Source organism: Desulfobacterales bacterium (assembly GCA_029211065.1).
Taxonomy (GTDB): Bacteria; Desulfobacterota; Desulfobacteria; order Desulfobacterales; family JARGFK01; genus JARGFK01.
In genome coordinates, this window is record JARGFK010000026.1 from 29,915 (window position 1) to 48,162 (window position 18,248).

General features: G+C 50.9%; 13 protein-coding genes. 12 read left to right on the plus strand and 1 reads right to left on the minus strand.

All coding sequences use genetic code 11. The features are described from left to right. Positions 1–346 precede the first annotated feature (346 nt). The 12 genes from P1P89_07885 to P1P89_07940 all read left to right on the plus strand — a co-directional run bounded on the left by P1P89_07885 (position 347) and on the right by P1P89_07940 (position 16,909). The gene (locus P1P89_07885) at positions 347–988 is read left to right on the plus strand and encodes a succinate dehydrogenase cytochrome b subunit (protein ID MDF1591416.1); all 642 of its coding nucleotides are present in this window, start codon (positions 347–349) and stop codon (positions 986–988) included. A 10-nt stretch (positions 989–998) separates the two neighbouring features. Continuing rightward, positions 999–2,912 (plus strand): fumarate reductase/succinate dehydrogenase flavoprotein subunit, encoded by a 1,914-nt coding sequence (locus tag P1P89_07890; GenBank protein ID MDF1591417.1) that lies wholly within the window; start codon positions 999–1,001, stop codon positions 2,910–2,912. After that, positions 2,909–3,673, plus strand: a complete 765-nt coding sequence (locus P1P89_07895) for a succinate dehydrogenase/fumarate reductase iron-sulfur subunit (protein MDF1591418.1) — start codon at positions 2,909–2,911, stop codon at positions 3,671–3,673. The genes P1P89_07890 and P1P89_07895 overlap by 4 nt, the downstream gene beginning before the upstream one ends. Positions 3,674–3,922: 249 nt before the next feature. Further along, positions 3,923–4,948, plus strand: coding sequence for an ABC transporter substrate-binding protein (locus tag P1P89_07900; protein MDF1591419.1), 1,026 nt, complete (start codon positions 3,923–3,925; stop codon positions 4,946–4,948). Between the two features lie 368 nt (positions 4,949–5,316). Further along, positions 5,317–6,405: an ATP-binding cassette domain-containing protein gene (locus P1P89_07905; protein ID MDF1591420.1), complete on the plus strand. Its 1,089-nt coding sequence runs from the start codon at positions 5,317–5,319 to the stop codon at positions 6,403–6,405. A 92-nt stretch (positions 6,406–6,497) separates the two neighbouring features. Continuing rightward, complete coding sequence (locus P1P89_07910) at positions 6,498–8,150, plus strand: ABC transporter permease subunit (GenBank protein ID MDF1591421.1); 1,653 nt, start codon at positions 6,498–6,500, stop codon at positions 8,148–8,150. Positions 8,151–8,166: 16 nt separating this feature from the next. Further along, the gene (locus tag P1P89_07915; protein ID MDF1591422.1) at positions 8,167–8,946 is read left to right on the plus strand and encodes a GntR family transcriptional regulator; all 780 of its coding nucleotides are present in this window, start codon (positions 8,167–8,169) and stop codon (positions 8,944–8,946) included. A gap of 67 nt (positions 8,947–9,013) precedes the next feature. Then, positions 9,014–10,213: a transaldolase family protein gene (locus tag P1P89_07920; protein MDF1591423.1), complete on the plus strand. Its 1,200-nt coding sequence runs from the start codon at positions 9,014–9,016 to the stop codon at positions 10,211–10,213. A 27-nt stretch (positions 10,214–10,240) separates the two neighbouring features. Continuing rightward, entirely contained in the window at positions 10,241–11,356 is a 1,116-nt protein-coding gene (ald, locus tag P1P89_07925; GenBank protein MDF1591424.1) for an alanine dehydrogenase, read from the plus strand. A gap of 58 nt (positions 11,357–11,414) precedes the next feature. Next, positions 11,415–12,509, plus strand: a complete 1,095-nt coding sequence (locus P1P89_07930; protein MDF1591425.1) for an aminotransferase class I/II-fold pyridoxal phosphate-dependent enzyme — start codon at positions 11,415–11,417, stop codon at positions 12,507–12,509. Between the two features lie 64 nt (positions 12,510–12,573). After that, complete coding sequence (locus P1P89_07935; GenBank protein ID MDF1591426.1) at positions 12,574–14,994, plus strand: FAD-dependent oxidoreductase; 2,421 nt, start codon at positions 12,574–12,576, stop codon at positions 14,992–14,994. 28 nt (positions 14,995–15,022) lie between these two features. Further along, complete coding sequence (locus tag P1P89_07940; protein ID MDF1591427.1) at positions 15,023–16,909, plus strand: transketolase C-terminal domain-containing protein; 1,887 nt, start codon at positions 15,023–15,025, stop codon at positions 16,907–16,909. A 186-nt stretch (positions 16,910–17,095) separates the two neighbouring features. On the opposite strand, the gene P1P89_07945 is transcribed toward P1P89_07940, so the two are convergent. Further along, positions 17,096–18,103 (minus strand): HAD hydrolase-like protein, encoded by a 1,008-nt coding sequence (locus P1P89_07945; GenBank protein MDF1591428.1) that lies wholly within the window; start codon positions 18,101–18,103, stop codon positions 17,096–17,098. Positions 18,104–18,248 lie beyond the last annotated feature (145 nt).

Here is an 18,248-nt window from a genome sequence, read left to right on the forward strand (position 1 = left end):
ATTTGCTTTTCAGTGTTGGAGGTGTTCCACGGGGTGGATTTATTGCCAGATTCAATACTACGCAACCTGCCCCCTGAAGCCTGCAAGAAAATAGATGAGAAGCTGTTTTGTCGCTGCATGCCGAGATAACATAAAACCATTTGAATTTATTCGTTTAGAATGTTTATTATTTCGAATTATATTGACAGAACAAATCATTTTATGTTTAGACAATTCAAAAATCAAAACGATATGATCACCATCAGGCAAACATGACGGTTTCAACTCGCCGGAAGCAGGCTGCAGCATGATGCCTGCTGGTGACAACTATTTAATTTTTTATTAAAAAATCCATAGATTGGTAAAAATGAGCTGTTTTTTTAGTTATATCCGGACGTCAATCGGCAAAAAACTGATGATGGCCCTTACCGGAATAAGCTTTTGCGGGTTTTTATTGATGCATTTAGCCGGCAACTTCACCGTTTTCAGCGGCAAAGAAGCACTTGTGGCTTATTCTGAAAAACTGCATACCCTCGGGCCGATCTTAACCTTGGCTGAATACGGCTTGCTGTTTCTGGGTCTTGTGCATGTACTCACCGGAGTGGTGCTTTTTTACGAAAACCTGACCGCAAGGCCCCAAAAATACGCCGTCAAAAAGAGCGCCGGCGGCCGCACCATCGGTTCCGCCACCATGCCCTATACCGGCGTTCTCATCCTGATTTTTGTCATCATCCACCTTCTCAATTTCCATTTTGTAGATAGAGCCGATCGAACCATTTTTCAGATCGTGGCCGCCACATTTTCAAATCCCGGTTATGTGGTCGGGTATGTCGCTGCAATTATAGTGGCGGCTGTCCACGTCAGCCACGGGTTCTGGAGCGCTTTCCAGACCATCGGCGCCAGCCATCCCAAATACTCCCCTCTGATCAAAGGACTGGGTATTTTATTCAGCTTGCTGGTTGCCATTGGATTCGGCGCTCTTCCGATTTTTATCGCCATGATATCCTGATAGGTACCCCATGAAACTTGATGCAAAAATACCGGCCGGACCCCTTGAAAAAAAATGGGACAAACACCGCTTTGAATTAAAGCTTGAAAATCCGAGCAACCGCAGAAAATTCAACATCATTGTGGTGGGCACCGGTCTGGCCGGCAGTTCGGCATCCGCCACCCTGGCAGAACTCGGCTATAACGTCAAAACCTTCTGCCTTCAGGACAGTCCGCGCCGGGCACACAGCATTGCGGCCCAGGGGGGAATCAATGCCGCCAAAAATTATCAAAATGACGGCGATAGCATCTGGCGCCTTTTCTACGACACAATAAAAGGCGGTGATTTTCGCTCGCGCGAGGCCAATGTCTACCGCCTGGCCCAGGTCAGCAACCATATCATCGACCAGTGTGTAGCCCAGGGGGTCCCCTTTGCCAGAGATTATGGCGGGCTGTTGACCAACCGATCGTTTGGCGGCGCCCAGGTATCACGCACCTTTTATTCCCGCGGCCAAACCGGTCAGCAGCTGCTTTTAGGAGCCTACCGGGCGCTGTCCCGGCAAGTCGCTTCAGAGCAGGTAACCCTGTATCCCCGCCGGGACATCTTGGAGCTGGTGGTGATAGACGGAAGGGCCCGGGGGGTTGTCGCCCGCAACCTGATTACCGGTGAAATTGAATCCCACAGCGCCCATGCGGTCGTCCTTGCCACCGGCGGTTACGGCAATGTTTATTTTCTCTCCACCAATGCCATGGCATCCAATGTGAGCACCATCTTTCGCGCCTTTCGCAAAGGCGCCTATTTCGCCAACCCTTGTTTTACACAGATTCATCCCACCTGCATACCCGTTCATGGCAAGTACCAGTCCAAACTGACCCTGATGAGCGAAAGCCTCCGGAACGACGGCCGGGTATGGGTGCCGAAACATCCGGGCGATAAACGGGCGCCCCATCAGATACCCGAGTCTGAAAGGGATTATTTTTTGGAAAGGAAATACCCCAGCTTCGGCAATCTGGTCCCCAGGGATGTCGCCTCCCGCAATGTCAAGGAACAATGCGACCAGGGCAAAGGGGTGGGGGAAACCGGACTGGCTGTTTATCTCGACTTTGCCGACAGCATCAAAAGGGAAGGCAAAGACAGCATCGCCCAGAAATACGACAATCTTTTTCAGATGTATGAAAAAATTACAGCCCAGAATCCCTACGAAACCCCCATGATGATATATCCCGCGGTCCATTACACCATGGGCGGACTGTGGGTGGACTACAACCTCATGACTACGGTTCCGGGCCTTTTTGCCATCGGCGAGGCCAACTTTTCAGACCATGGGGCCAACCGTCTGGGCGCCAGCGCACTGATGCAGGGACTGGCCGACGGCTACTTCATCATACCCAACACCCTCGGAGGATATCTGGCCGGCGCTCATCTGAATGATGTTACGGTCGATCATCCCGCTTTCCGCTCAGCCGCTCAGGCATCTTTAGACCGGATACAGCGGCTCCTTTCCATCAAGGGGAAACGCACGGTCGATGATTTTCACAAGGAACTGGGACTGATCATGTGGGAATACTGCGGCATGTCCAGAAATAACGCCGGCCTTGCCGAAGCCAAACAGCTGGTTCATTCCTTAAAGAAAGAATTTTGGGACAATGCCATCGTGCCCGGGATCAATGAAGAATTTAACCAAAGCCTTGAAAAGGCCGGACGGGTTGCCGACTTTTTTGAATTTTCGGAATTGATGTTAAGCGATGCCTTGGCACGAAAGGAATCCTGCGGCTGTCATTTCAACGAAAATTATCAAACCGAAGACAACGAAGCCCTCAGGGATGATGAAAATCTCTGTCATGTAGCAGCCTGGGAGTTTGGCGGTGAGGACAAAGAGCCGATTTTTCATAAGGAACCGCTATCATTTGAAAATGTGGAATTAACCCAAAGGAGTTATAAGTGACACAGACCATCGGCCTGACGCTGAAAATATGGCGGCAGAAGCTGCCGGATGCTAAAGGGAGTTTCGAAACATACGATGCCGCAGATATTTCTGTGGACATGTCCTTTCTTGAAATGCTGGATGTCGTCAACGAACGATTGACCCTTGACGGCAGGGACCCCATTGCGTTCGACCACGACTGCCGCGAAGGAATCTGCGGCGCCTGCGGCAGCGTCGTCAATGGCAGGCCCCACGGCCACGTAGCGGCCACCACCCTTTGCCAATTGCACATGCGTCATTTTAAGGACGGCCAGACCATTGTAATTGAACCTTGGCGTTCTAAAGCATTTCCGGTCATAAAAGATCTGGTGGTGGATCGCAGTCCATTGGACAAAATTATCCAGGCCGGCGGTTATATTTCGGTGACCACCGGCGGCGCCCAGGAGGCCAACACCATCCCGGTTCCCATTGAGCAAAATAAAAAGGCGATGGATGCCGCCACCTGTATCGGCTGCGGCGCCTGTGTGGCCGCATGCCCCAATTCATCGGCCATGCTGTTCATCGGCGCCAGCGTTTCCCATCTGGCCCTGCTGCCCCAGGGAAAACCCGAGGCAGCCAGACGCGTCTTGTCCATGGTTCGACAAATGGATGAACTCGGATTCGGCAATTGCTCCAATGAAACCGAATGCCAGGCAGAATGCCCCAAGGAAATCTCAATTACCAACATCGCCTGCTTAAACCGCGAATTTATCAGGGCCGGTCTCTTCTCAACCGAAGAGTAATCCATTTTGAGTCCTAGCAACCACCTGAAATATCGCACTTGACAAATAGCTTATACCGTGTGAAATTACCACTAAATGCTGCCGGCTTTTACTCGCTATTGGAAATTAATAACTCCAAGACCACAGCGGGCTTAAATCAACATCCTTCTTGGATTGACCATGCTGAAAATAGTTACCTTCTAAATAGTTTCAAAAAAGTATATGGCAAAGAAGACCTATCCATTAACTTATTCACAAGGAGGAGGTGTTATGAAAAAGACAGGATTGATGCTCGTATGTACTTTCATAGTTTGCTTTGTCTTAGCGGGGACGGCATCGGCAAAGTCCTCGGTTGTTATCTACACTTCGCTCGAAAATGAAGAAGTTGTCGAGTATATCGAACTCGCCAAAAAAGATCTCCCGGGTTTGGAAATCAACGCGATTCGCCTCTCCACCGGTGAACTCGGCGCCAGGATGCTGGCGGAAAAAGACAACCCCCAGGCGGACTGCATCTGGGGATGGGCTGTAACCAATATGGAAGAGTTTGTATCCAAGGGAATGATCAAGGTATACAAACCCAAAGGCTGGGATAAGATTCCGGCAAACTTCAAAGATCCCAACGGTCACTGGACTGCCATTGACCTGTATGCTGCGGCATTTGTCATCAACACCAAAGTGATGGAAGCCGACAAGCTCCCCATGCCCAAAGGCTGGAAAGACCTTCTGAACCCGGCATACAAGGGAAAGCTGATTATGCCCAACCCCGCCAGCTCCGGAACGGGATTTCTACAGATCGCCAGCCTCCTAGAGATGATGGATACTGATTATAAAAACAAACCGGTTGCTGAAAACAAAGCCTGGGATTTTATGAAAGAATTGGATAAAAACATGGGACAGTATATCAAAAGCGGTTCCAAACCAGCTAAATTAACGGCTGCCGGCGAATATGCCATCGGCTTATCTTTTGCCTTTGTCTACTCATCCTTAAAAAAGCAGGGATTTCCGGTTGCGATGGTCCTGCCGGAAGAAGGCGCGGGATTCGAACTTGAAGCCAATGCCCTCTTAAAGGGCGCGAAAAACGAAGCGTCCGCCAAGCAATTTTTGGACTGGGCCATCAGTAAAAAAGCCATGCAGGGGTATGCCAAGTTCAAACTGGGCGTGGCCTATCCGGGCATTCCGGGACCTGAGGGGTTGCCGGCCTTATCAACCATCAAGCTAGCGCCGATGGATTTCCCCTGGCAGTCCAAAAACCGCACGGAAATTCTTGAAGTCTGGCAAAAACATTTTATTAAATAATTGTAACGATACCCTGTTCCGACATAAAAACGCCACGGACGCCTTTATGGGTCTGTGGAGTTTTTTCAACTATAATCAAAATAATGTTCCGTTTCATTGCCGGATCATTCCGTTTCAATCGAAAAATGGAATATGTTGATGAAACCATTATAGCTTTTTTTATTGACAAATACTGAGATTTTATCCATTTATCCTGTATATACATCTACACTAGAAAATCGATTGGCACCATTACACTAAACACATCGGTTCTTTCCAGTCTGTCCGGACGACTGCTTGAAAGATCAAGGCGTTCCCGAGAGTACTCGGTCAGCCGGATAATATGCTCTCATTGCTGCCAGGGTCTGAAAGGAGTATAACCCCACGCGATGTCTAAAAAGCTGATATTAGAAAATTTATCTAAAAAATTTGGTTCACTGGTTGCTTTGAACAATGTCAGCCTCACAATTGAACCGGGAGAATTTGTCTGCTTTCTGGGCCCCAGCGGGTGCGGCAAAACCACATTGCTGAGGATCATTACCGGTTTTGAGCAGGCGACATCCGGCAATATCATTTTTGATGGTAAAATAATCAACCACATCATCCCGCAAAAACGTGAATTTGGCATCGTCTTTCAATCATACGCGTTGTTCCCCAATATGACCGTCAACCAGAATATCGCCTTCGGTTTGAAAATGCGGAAAATGCCGCCAAAACTGATTGACGAACGGATCTCTGAAATGCTGCAGCTTTTGGGGCTCACCGGCTGGGAAAACCATTATCCTTCGCAGCTGAGCGGCGGCCAGCAACAACGCGTCGCCCTGGGCCGAGCGTTGGCGATTAAACCGGGCGTCCTGCTCCTGGATGAGCCTTTAAGCGCCTTGGATGCCAAAATTCGCGTCCGCTTGCGGACCGTTATTAAAAGACTCCAACAGGAGCTGGGTATTACGATGATTTACGTAACCCACGACCAGGAAGAGGCCCTGGCGCTGGCAGACCGGGTCATCATTATGCGGGATGGTGAGTTTCGACAAATCGGTTCCCCCTGGCAGATTTACAAGGAACCCCGGACGAGCTTTGTGGCTGATTTTGTCGGCACTTCCAACTTCATTACCGCTACCCGCAAAAACGATAAATTAAAGTTCGGGCAGCTGGTGCTGACGGTGGCAGGCCTTGACAAAGTTGCCGGAGATACCCTTTACCTTGCCATCCGGCCGGAGAACATTGAAATTGTCGGCGCAACGATACCCCTTGAAAAATGCATCCCGTCAAATTGCGTAGCGGTTACGGCTGAAGTTATCAACTTTTTAGGTGCGGTCGTAAGAATTTCATTTCTGCTGGAAGGCGACGAAATGCTGGTGGATTTACCTGAAAAGGAGTTTGAAAAAACCGGTTTGAAACGGGGTGAAAAATTTACGCTCTATTTTCCGCCGGATGCATTTTATGTTTACAATGAACTTTTTAGAAAATTAAACTAACCTTTTTTACACATAAGATTAAGTGTAATTTCATGACACCATCTACGATAGAGACGGTTAGCCCAAGGACATATGAGCTATCTGCCCGGCGTATGGAATTTGACAGGTTTATTGTCCCTGCCGTGACGATTTTTATTGCCGCCCTGCTTTTCTTTTTCATGCTCTTTCCGCTGGGGGCGATCTTAAAGTTAAGTTTTTTTAAAGGCGGTGAATTTGCCCTGGCAAATTTTACACTTCAAAATTTTCATAAATACTTTACCACCGGTTATACGTTAAACGCCCTCTGGCACAGTCTGTATGTGTCCTTTGCCACCACCGGCATTGTAACCGTTATTATCTTTTTTTTCGCATACGCTTTAACCCGCACCACTATTTCCGGCAAAACGTTTTTTAGAAATATCATCATGCTGCCCCTGGTGGCGCCCTCGATTGTTCAGGCCCTGGCGCTGATTTACCTTTTTGGCCGCAACGGGCTGGTTACGGCGCACCTCCTGCAAACGAAATGGAATATATACGGCGCCACCGGCATCATTGTCTCAGAGGTACTGTATTGCCTGCCCCACGCGTTCGTGATTTTATATACCACACTTGCGGCCGTCGATATCCGGCTGGATGAAGCGGCCGAAAGCCTGGGGGCTTCGCCTTTTAAAGTGTTTACCCGCATAACGCTCCCTTCAGCCAAATACGGCATCTTCAGCGCAGCCGCATTGACCTTTAATTTAACCATTACGGATTTCGGAAATCCGGTGGTCATCGGCGGTAACTATAATGTCCTGGCGACCGAAATCTATGCCCAGGTCACCAGCCTTTATCGCTTTGACCTGGGCGCCACCATCAGCATTATCCTGTTGGTACCTTCGATGATGGCGTTTTTGTTCAACTATTATATTTCCCGCAAAACATTTTCAATGATCAGCGGGGCCGCCAAACCGGTCATTCCCCCTTCCCGGCCATTTAAAAAGATAATATTTACAAGTTACTGCAGCCTGGTTTCATTTTCCATCATCGTCATTTTCGTTACCGTCGTTCTGGGCTCTTTTGTGAACATCTGGCCTTATGACTGGACCCTGACGCTTCGACATTACAGCTTTCCGTCCATTGCCGGATATTCCGCCATCTGGACCAGCGTGTGGGTGTCCCTCATCGTGGGAGTGGTGGGCGCCTTCATAACCCTGGTAGCCGGCTATGTAATGGAAACGCGCAAATCGTTTTTCAAACAAACCATCTACCTTTTGTCCGTCATGCCGGCGGCCATCCCCGGGCTGGTGATGGGCCTGGGGTATATCCTGGCCTTTAATAAACCCTATTATTTCTTTTATGGCACCCCCTGGATTATCGTCATTAACATCATTATCTGTAATTTTACGCTGGGGATTTTATCGAGCATTTCGAATTTGAGAAATATCGACCCGTCCATCGAAGAGGCGTCCATCAGTCTGGGGGGGGACACCCTCCGGACATTTTTTCAAATTATCTTCCCCCTTTCGCGGGTGGCTTTTTTTCAGAACTTTGTTTACTTTTTCATGCGCTCCATGACCACGATCAGTGCCGTCATCTTTCTGGTGTCGGCCACCGTGCACCTGGCCGCCATTGAAATCATCATGCTCGACAATGACGGCTGGACGGCCAGTGCCAATGCCATGTGCACCTGTATCATCGTCATCGTCATGGTCATGCTGGGCATCCTGCATCTGGTGGCTAAAAAAACCGGCCGGCGGCCCGCCGGCCTTGCGGCCGAGGTTTAAAAAAGGAACCCATCTGGTGAAAATCGTCGATCCCGCCAATCCGATACCCAAATACCTCCAGATCAGCGCCTGGCTGAAAGAGCTGATTTTGACCGGCAGGTACCAGAAGGGTGAAAAACTCCCCTCGGAAATCAGACTGGCTGAAATGTGCGCGGTAAACCGAAATACCCTCCGGCAGGCGTTGTCGCAACTCACGGCCGAGGGTTTATTAACTAAAGAAAAGGGCCGGGGAACGTTTTTATCTTCATCACCACCGCCCCATCTGAAGCATAAACTCAAACAGATCTCCAGTTTCAGAGACGACCTGGCCAATATCGGCATCAGGGAAAAGACGCTCCTGCTAAAAAAGAGCATTACCCCAGCCAGCCACCATGTGGCCGACGCCCTGGTCCTGGGAGCCGACAGCAACGTCATTGCCATACACCGCCTGAGAACCGGCGACGGTGTCCCGTTTATTTACGAAGAAAGCTATCTTCCTTTCCGCATGTTCAAGGATATCTTGGAAATGGACCTGACCGGTTCCATGTACAGGCTGATTACCGAACACTTCAATGTTGTACTGGCGCGCTGTGAACAAACCATCCAGGCCGTTAACTTAAGTGGGAAAACAGCAAAATATCTTCATCTTCCGGAAAATTCAGCCGGAATTTTTATGGAAAGCGTCACATTCGACGCCAATAACGTCCCCGTTGAAGTTCTGTGTTCCTACTACCGGGGAGACAAATATATATTCGAGGTTGAGCTGGGCCGGTATCATATCAGGGAAAACCCTATAAACCATTTTTCAAACGATTAATTTTTCGGCTTTGTTGTCTATACATCTATAAACATGAACAGATTACCGCACATTACAGGAGGATAAAATGGAAGAAAAAAATTTATTTGAGAAACTGGTCGCATTAAGCCCGGGCATGGAAATCTGGTGGGATTCGTCGCCGGTTATTTTCAATAACTGGTGTAAAAAATTGCTCTCCAAAGCAAGCCCCCAGGACGCCCCCATCACGAAGCGGCAGGTTGCACGGATGTATAACGAAAAAAATCCCGAATCACAACTCTTTCGGGGCGTAACCACCAACCCCCCCTTATCGCTCCAGGCCATTCAGGACGATGAACCCTACTGGGAAAAGGTGGCCAAGGAGTTGATTCAAAAAAACAAGGGGATAGATAAGGAGGGCCTTTTTTGGCAACTATATCAGGCTGTAGTCAAGCGCGGCTCCGACATGTACTTACCCCTTTTTGAAAAGACCGGCTACAAGGAAGGCTTTCTCTCAGGACAGGTCGATCCGCGCAGCGCATTTGACAAGGAGGCCATGTTGCAGCAGGCCCTTTCAATAGCCAAATTAAATCCGAACGTCATGATAAAGGTCCCCGGTACGAAAGAAGGGTATGAGGTGATTGAAATCCTGACCTCCAAAGGGATCGCAACCAACAATACCCTGACCTTTATTTTGCCCCAGCTGGTGGACTGTGCCAAAACGGTAAAAAGAGGCTTGGAAACCGCCCGGAAAAACAACGTCGATTTGTCCCGCTGGCGGTCGGTTATTACGCATATGGAATCGAGATATGGTGATTTAGGCGGCTTGAGGGATTTCGGCAAGGAAAAAGGGATAGACCTTTCCGAAGCGGATGTCCGCTGGGCGGAACTGGCTATATTCAAAAAGGCCTACAAATATTTAAAGGATAATAACCTGCCGAGCAAAATGCTTTCCTGCTCGCTCAGATTGGGACCGACTGTCAACGGTGCAACCAAGATCTGGCACCTTGAGGAAAAAACCGGTGCCGACATCGTTGTGACCTGCCCGCCGTCTTATATCGACCAGGTCATGAATTTTCCCGAACAAAAGGATATTGTTTTTAAATCCGATCGGATTTTAAAAGAAATCCCCTCCGATCTCATGGAAAAACTGCTGAAAATCCCCTATTTTGAACGTGCTTATTTTGAAGACGGCTATTCCCGGGATGAATACAATACGCACCCCGCTCTTATGAGAACTGCAGAGCAGTTTTCAAAGGCAACCAACGAAATGGTGGAATTCGCAGGCAAGTGCCTGGCGGATTCCTGATTTGCCGAAACCAGACAGGAGGATGTTATGATTATCGGTGTCCTTAAAGAAATCAAAACCAAAGAAAACCGCGTCGCCATGACCCCCGCCGGCGTGGAGCAGGTTGTTTTTAATGGGCATTCGGTCTTAATTGAAACCGCCGCAGGTGAAGGTTCCGGTTTTTCGGATGAAAGCTATACCCGCGCCGGCGCCGAGATTGTCGTTTCACCCAAAGAGATCTATCAACGCAGTGAAATGGTCATGAAGGTGAAAGAACCCCTTCCCGGTGAATATACCCTGATCCGCAGCGGTCAGATTGTCTTCACCTATTTTCATTTTGCCGCTGCAGTGGAGCTTACCCGGGCGATGATCGATTCCGGTTGTGTTGCCATCGCCTATGAGACCGTGGCACGCAATAATGGATCGCTGCCGCTGCTGACCCCGATGAGTGAGGTCGCCGGGAAAATGGCGATCCAGGAAGGCGCCAAGTACCTCGAAAAGACATTCGGCGGCAAAGGCAAGCTGCTTGGCGGCGTGCCGGGAGTCGATCCCGGCACGGTGGTCGTTATCGGCGGCGGCGTCGTCGGAATTAATGCCGCAAAAATGGCCTGCGGATTGGGTGCCAAAGTTTATCTCTTTGACACCAACCAGGAACGATTGAGCTATCTGAGTGATGTCATGCCTGCAAATTGTTTCACGCTGATGTCGAGCCCGGCGGCCATTCGTAAACGGCTGGCAGAGGCCGACCTGGTCATCGGCGCCGTTCTGCTCCCGGGGGCCAAGGCCCCCAAGGTGATTACACGCGACATGCTCCAAATTATGAGAAAAGGTTCCGTCATCGTGGATGTGGCCATCGATCAGGGCGGGTGTATTGAAACCTCCCGGCCCACCACCCATGATGACAGCATCTATGAAGTCGACGGCATCATCCATTACTGCGTCACCAACATGCCCGGCGCCGTCCCGATGACTTCCACCCAGGCCCTGACCAACGCAACCCTGCCCTACGCTCTTGCAATTGCCGGCAAGGGTTTCAAACAGGCGGCCAAAGACAACCCGGAGATCGCCAGAGGGATTAACATCCTTGCAGGCAAAGTGACGTATAAAGGTGTTGCCGAAGCCTTTGATTTGGAATATACACCCCTGGATTCACTTTTATCATGACCGGTTTAGGGTAAAATCAAAAAAGTTCCGCTATCGTTAAGCAAAGGAGAGATGAAACATGAAAGCATTGAAAGAATGGTTTGTACCGTGGGTTTTGACGGCTAGAGAATATAACACCAGCATCCTGGACAAAGCCTGGGCAACTCCGGATCACGGCCGGCTGATGCTGAATGAAAACCCGATCCCGCCGTCCGACAAGGTGGTAAAGGCCGTTGCCGAAGCGGTCAAAAAGGGCAACCGCTATCCGGACAGCATGAAAAAACTCAGAACCAAAATCGGCAGCATGTACGGCCTGAAACCTGAAAACGTCAGACTTTGTAACGGCAGCTCGGAGATTATCGACAGCATGATGCGGATTTTCCTTCAGCCGGGCGACGAAATTATCCTGTCGACACCGACATTTGAATTATACCCCCCCCGTGCAGAACTTTGCGGCGGCAAGGTCGTATCGATCCCGCTGCGCAAAGACGACCTCCAGTATGATGTGGATGCGATGATTGCGGCCATCAACCCCAAGACCAAAGTGATCCTCATCATTAATCCCAACAACCCCACCGGCATATTTATCGATGACAAGGATCTGGAGCGGTTTTGCCAGCTCGGCATCCCGCTTTGCATTGATGAGGCCTATCTGGACTATCACCCGGACAGAGGCTCAAAAGCACATCTGATTAAAAAATATCCGCATGTGTTTTTGCAGGCGACTTTTTCCAAGGCTCACGGCTTTGCCGGCATCCGTTTCGGTTATGTGCTGGGATCCGAAGAAATGATCAAAGCCTTCAGTGCGATGCTGCTGCCCTGGAACGTCAGCCTCATGTCCATGGCTGCTGCCGAAGCCATCTTGGACAACCCCGAGGAAATCAAAGCCAAAGTTGCCCACAACAACAAATGGATGGATGCCTTCTACAACGAGGCCCTCAAACTGGGCCTGAAACCCTATCCGCCCCATGGAAATTTCATGCTCATCGATGCCACCATGACCGGCAAAACCACAGCGGAGATTTTGCAGGCCGGCCTGGATATGGAAAAGCTGTATCTTAAAAAAATCACCCCGATCCATGGCAAAGACGGATATTTCCGGGTAACGCCCGGTCTTGATGAAGAAAATGAACGCTTTTTAAAATTTATCAGAAAATATTTCGGTAAGAAATAACAGGTTCCCTCATGTGTCATGATCCCCTCCCTTGATGGGAGGGGGTCAAGGGGGTGTGAAAAACATGCAGGATCATGCCCAGGTCGTCATCATCGGCGGCGGTATTGCCGGCGCCAGCATCGCTTATCATTTAACGCTAATGGGCTGCAGCGATGTGGTTGTCATCGAAAAGGGAGAATTAACCAGCGGCTCCACCTGGCACGCCGCCGGCCTGGTGGGACAGCTGCGGTCCAGCCGAAATGTTACCCGCATGCTGCAATACAGTGTCAGCCTGTATGAAAAGCTGGAAGCCGAGACCGGGCTGACCACCGGCTGGAAAAGATGCGGCTGCCTGCATCTGGCCGGCACCCCGGCCCGCCTGCTGGAGCTGAAGAAAGGCGCCACGACTGCCCGCAGCTTCGGTCTGGACATGCATATCATTTCCCCCCAGGAGGCGCTGGACTTGTTCCCGGTCATGTCCCTGGACGGCATCATCGGCGCCGCCTTCATGCCGTCAGACGGTCAGGCCGACCCCAGCGGATTGACGATGGCCCTGGCAAAAGGCGCCACCAGTCGCGGCGCCAGAATTTTCCAGCATACCAAGGTAACCGGTTTTAAATTTATGGGCAACCGTATCACCGCCGTTGTCACGGACAAGGGCATGATCCAATGTGAAACGATTGTAAATGCCGCCGGCATGTGGGCCCGGGAAATCGGCCGCATGATGGGCGTCAACGTGCCGTTGATTCCGTTTCAACACCAGTATCTGGTGACCGAAGCAATTGAGGGGTTGCCGTCGGAACTGCCGACGGTACGCGATAAGGACAGCCTGCTATACTACAAGGAAGAAGTCGGCGGTCTGGTCATGGGCGGCTATGAACCCAACGGCATCCCCTGGGCACTGGATGGCATCCCCAAAGCCTTTACCCAGCAGCTGCTGGAGCCTGATTTCGATCATTTTGAACCTTTGGCCGCCGCCGCCATGAAACGCACCCCCTGTCTGGAGACCGTCGGGATTGCGCGCTTGGTCAACGGCCCGGAGGCCTTCACCCCTGACGGCAATTGCATTCTGGGTCCTGCCCCTGAGTTGGAAAACTGCTTTATCGCCGCCGGATTTAATGCCTTTGGCATTGCCGCCGGCGGCGGTGCAGGCAAAGCGCTGGCCGAATGGATTTTGGCAGGAGAGCCCAGTCTGGCGATCTGGCCCCTTGACATTCGGCGGTTCGGAAAACACCATCACAGCCCGGCCTACAATCTGGAAAGGACACGTGAAATATACGGAAAGCATTACACCCTCTCCTGGCCCAATGAGGAACACCATTCCGCCCGGAGGGTCCGCTGCAGCCCGCTGTATCATCAACTCAAGGAAAAAGGGACGGTTTACGGGTCAAAATTCGGATGGGAACGGGCCAACTGGTTTGCCCCGCCGGGTGTGGAACCGGAGGATGAGCTGACCTTCGGTCTGCCCAACTGGTTTAAGCATGTGGGCAATGAGCATCGCGCCGCCAGAGAGAAAGTGGTCTTGATCGATCAGACATCCTTTTGTAAATTTATGGTGGAGGGGCCGCAGTCGTTATCCTTCCTCAATCGGCTGGCCGCCAATAACATCGACAGGCCGGCGGGCAGTGTTGTCTACACCCAATTGTGCAATGACCGCGGCGGGATTGAGTGCGACCTGACCGTCACCCGCATCGCTGCAGACAGATTTTTCATTGTCACCGGCACGGCTTTTGGCGTGCATGATTTAGACTGGATCCAGCGGCATCTGCCGCCCGATACCGCTGTCACAATTTCAGACGTTACCTCCGCCTATGCCGTAATTAATGTGTGCGGTCCTTTATCCCGCCGTTTGCTGGAAAAAATCACCTCGGACCCTGTCGATAACGACGCTTTTCCCTTTGGCCAGTCTCGGCAGATAACGCTGGGCCATGCCCCGGTTCGGGCCATGCGGCTGACCTACATCGGCGAGTTGGGCTTCGAACTGTATATGCCGACCGAATATGCGTCCCAGGTGTATGAACGCTTGTGGCAGGCCGGCCAGGAACTCGAAGTGTCCAACGCCGGCTATCGGGCCATCGAATCCCTTCGACTTGAAAAGGGCTACCGGTACTGGGGTGCGGAGCTTTCACCGGACTACAACCCGTATCAGGCCGGGCTGGGTTATTGTGTCGCGCTCGATAAGGGAAATTTCATCGGGCGGGAGGCCTTGGGCAACATAAAAAACGAAGGCCCCGGTCTGATCCTGTGCTGTTTTACGCTGGACATTTCGGAACCCCGGCTGCTCTTTGGCGGTGAAACGATTTCTCACAACGGCAACGTTCTGGGGGTCGTAACCAGTGGCGGTTACGGCCATTATGTCGGGAAAACCATCGCTTATGGTTATCTTCCCATGGAACACGCCGCTTATTCCGAGGGGTACGCCATTGAAGTGTTTACCGAAACCCTGGCGGCGACCCGCCACTCCTCGGCATTGTATGATCCGGACGGCAAAAAGACAATGATATGAATATTAACATTTACAAGAGAGGTTGAATATGGATTTCCCCATCGATTTAAACCAGTATCAGGCTTTAACTTTTGATTTGTCCCAGAAAGAGATGGCGCCCCGCCAGGAAGAACAATTGGAACAGAATATCCGGCTGGTGCGCGACAGTATTATCTTTTTCACCGCCTTTGCCAACACCAAGGGGTTGGGGGGCCACACCGGCGGCGCTTTTGATATGGTTCCGGAAGTGTTGATAACCGACGGTTTCATGAAGGCCAACCCATCGATCTATCCTGTTTTTTTTGATGAGGCCGGACATCGGGTGGCCCTGCAATACATCATGGCGGTTTTAAACGGACACATGCCTCCGGAAAAGCTGCTGCACTACCGTGAGTTCGGCAGCGGTCTGTACGGCCATCCGGAGCGGGACGACGCCAACGGCGTATTTTTCAGCTCCGGTCGATTGGGGCACTTGTGGAGTTACGTCAACGGCATCGCCACTGCAAACCCTGAAAAAGTTCTGGTAATTTACGGCAGCGACGGCTCCCAGCAGGAAGGCGCCGATGCCGAAGCCGCCCGATATGCCGTTGCCCAAAAGCTGAACGTAAAACTCATCATTGATGATAATGATGTGACCATCGCAGGCCACCCCAGCAGTTATCTGAAGGGATTCGATATTGAACAGACCTTGAAAGGACACGGACTCGGGGTAGACAGCGGCGACGGCGAGGATTTAAAGCAATTGTTCACAAGAATTCAAAAGGCGCTGACGACGCCCGGCCCATACGCCCTGGTCAACAAAAGGAAAATGGCCGTCGGCGTCAACGGCATTGAAGGATCACCCAAGGGGCATGATGTCATCCCGGTTGACCTGGCCGTTTCTTATCTGAAGGCCAAAGGGCATGCGGAATCCCTGAAAATGCTGGAAAATCCCCCTGAAAGCAAAGGGGCTGAAGCCGCCCTCGGCAGCTCCTCAGAAACAGCCAAAAACAGAGACAATTTCGGCAAAATTATCTGCGATATCCTCAAAGACATGCCTGGCCGCAAAGAGAACGTTCTGGTGGTGGACTCCGATCTGGAGGGCTCCTGCGGGCTGCACCACATTCGCAAGGGCTTCCCCGAAGTCTATGTGCACGGCGGCATCATGGAACGCAACAACTTTTCGGTTGCCGCCGGTTTCGGTTCCAGCGACAATCGCCAGGGCGTTTACGGCACATTTTCAGCATTCATGGAAATGATCATTTCTGAAATCACCATGGCGCGTTTAAACCGTGCCAATGTCTTGGCGCATTTTTCCCACGCCGGTGTGGACGAGATGGCGGACAATACCTGTCACTTCGGGATCAACAATTTCTTTGCGGACAACGGTCTGCCGGAAAATGATTCCACGCGACTTTACTTCCCGGCCGACTCCCATCAGATGCGGGCCATTATTAACGCCGTATTTCATCAAAAAGGCCTGCGGTTCATCTTTTCCACGCGCTCGGCCACGCCGTTTATCCTGAAAGAAAACGGCGAACCTCATTACGGCAAAGGCTACCAATTTGAAGCCGCCAAGGACGAAATCATTCGTAACGGCCGGAACGGCTTCATCGTGTCTTATGGGGAAATGCTGTACCGCTGTCTGGATGTGGTTGAAAGGCTCAAGGCTGAAAAAATTGAGGTAGGGCTGATCAATAAACCCTGTCTGAATGTGATTGATGAGGCCATGCTGCGGAAACTCGGCACCGGCGCCTTTGTACTGGTGGTGGAAACGCAAAATGTCAAAACCGGTCTGGGGTCAAAATTCGGCACCTGGCTGCTGGAACGGGGGTATGCCCCCCGTTACGCCCACCTGGGCTCCGTAAAGGAAGGACACGGCGGTCTGGGCGAGCAGGTTCCGTATCAGGGCTTAGGCCGCGAAGACATCATCCGGAAGGTCAAAGAACTTCTCTAATAGGCTGAAGGCTGAAGACCGAAGGCTAAAGGTCAGTTGTTAGTTATCCGTTGTCCGTCAAATTTTTGCAACAGACGACAGACCACGGACAACCAACCGGCAGCCTCCCGGCTAATAACTCGTAACTCGTTACGCACAACTCGTCACTAACCCTTCAGCCTTCAGTCTAATAGCCTTCAGCCTTTTTTAAACCGCCACGATCTCTTCCACCTGCTTCAGATCTTCAATGATATAATCGGCGCCGGCGCGCAGCAGGTCACTCCTCAAAACCTGTTTGTCCGGTGCTGAAGAGACAAATCCGATGCTCACAAAACCGGCCCGGGATCGGCCGGCTGCGATCATATCATCCGGCATATCCCCTAAATAATAGGCAATCAGAGGCGGGGGCTGAATCGACCCTGCAATCGCGTCCAGCATAAAAGGCGCTGGTTTGGACAAAGACACCCGCAGGCCATCCTGATCCAGAATCCGCTTTTCCTCCTGAATGCTGTCTTCAAGCGTATAGACAGCGTCGAAATATTTTCGAATGTCATAACGATCCAATGCAAAATCCGCTTCCTGTTTCGGCCGCCCCGTGGCAATGGCCAGTATATGGTATTTCGCCAACTTCTCCAGCAGGGCTTTATCTACCATCAGCGTCTCCCGGTGGATATACCCTTCACTGCCGTAAACCTGCGGCAGCATCCCATAGGTGGCCCTGAACAGATCCCTGCCGAGGTAAAATTCCTGGAAAATCTGTTTGATGATATTGCCGCTGCCCACATCCTTTCCTGAAAGCGTCCTGATAAAGCTGTCTTCCGGCTTTTTGCTCTTTTTCAGCAGAGATGCTAAAGGGTCTTTTTGGGTTTGCAGGAATTTTATAAGACCGCTGAGATTGCAGCGGCTGAGGCTCTGACAATACCCGTTCCAGTCCGGCGTTTTTTCTTCAGGCTGCAGCGGTTTTTCAACTAAATCAAATAAAAGCGATATAATGAAATAGGTTAAATCCCAATCATTATTCAACCCTCCGCCCCCCTTGACCGCTGCCAGTTCCGACAGAGAAAACAGCGGATCCGGCAATTCCGAAGATGCCGGCGCCGGTTGAAAAAAAGCCCGGGCTGTTTGCCGAACCACTTCCCGGTAGGAGCCTGAAACGTCAATCAGAACCCCGTCCATATCAAAAACAATTAATTGTTGCGATTTCTTCTTTTTCATCGAATAATCTCAAGATTATGATTGTGCAAGTTGGAAGCCTTCATCTTTATTTCTCATTTGAAGATGATGACGATATAGCGATTGTCAAAAAAACGTTCCGTTATTCCAACGTTTTTTTCTACAACCGCTTATACCGCAATTCATT

Excerpts from the sequence above, each read along its gene's own strand:
- P1P89_07885 (MDF1591416.1), top strand. The coding sequence starts at position 347 with ATGAGCTGTTTTTTTAGTTATATCCGGACGTCAATCGGCAAAAAACTG.
- P1P89_07890 (MDF1591417.1), top strand. The coding sequence starts at position 999 with ATGAAACTTGATGCAAAAATACCGGCCGGACCCCTTGAAAAAAAATGG.
- P1P89_07900 (MDF1591419.1), top strand. The coding sequence starts at position 3,923 with ATGAAAAAGACAGGATTGATGCTCGTATGTACTTTCATAGTTTGCTTT.
- P1P89_07905 (MDF1591420.1), top strand. The coding sequence starts at position 5,317 with ATGTCTAAAAAGCTGATATTAGAAAATTTATCTAAAAAATTTGGTTCA.
- P1P89_07910 (MDF1591421.1), top strand. The coding sequence starts at position 6,498 with ATGGAATTTGACAGGTTTATTGTCCCTGCCGTGACGATTTTTATTGCC.
- P1P89_07920 (MDF1591423.1), top strand. The coding sequence starts at position 9,014 with ATGGAAGAAAAAAATTTATTTGAGAAACTGGTCGCATTAAGCCCGGGC.
- ald (MDF1591424.1), top strand. The coding sequence starts at position 10,241 with ATGATTATCGGTGTCCTTAAAGAAATCAAAACCAAAGAAAACCGCGTC.
- P1P89_07930 (MDF1591425.1), top strand. The coding sequence starts at position 11,415 with ATGAAAGCATTGAAAGAATGGTTTGTACCGTGGGTTTTGACGGCTAGA.
- P1P89_07935 (MDF1591426.1), top strand. The coding sequence starts at position 12,574 with ATGCAGGATCATGCCCAGGTCGTCATCATCGGCGGCGGTATTGCCGGC.
- P1P89_07940 (MDF1591427.1), top strand. The coding sequence starts at position 15,023 with ATGGATTTCCCCATCGATTTAAACCAGTATCAGGCTTTAACTTTTGAT.
- P1P89_07945 (MDF1591428.1), bottom strand. The coding sequence starts at position 18,103 with ATGAAAAAGAAGAAATCGCAACAATTAATTGTTTTTGATATGGACGGG.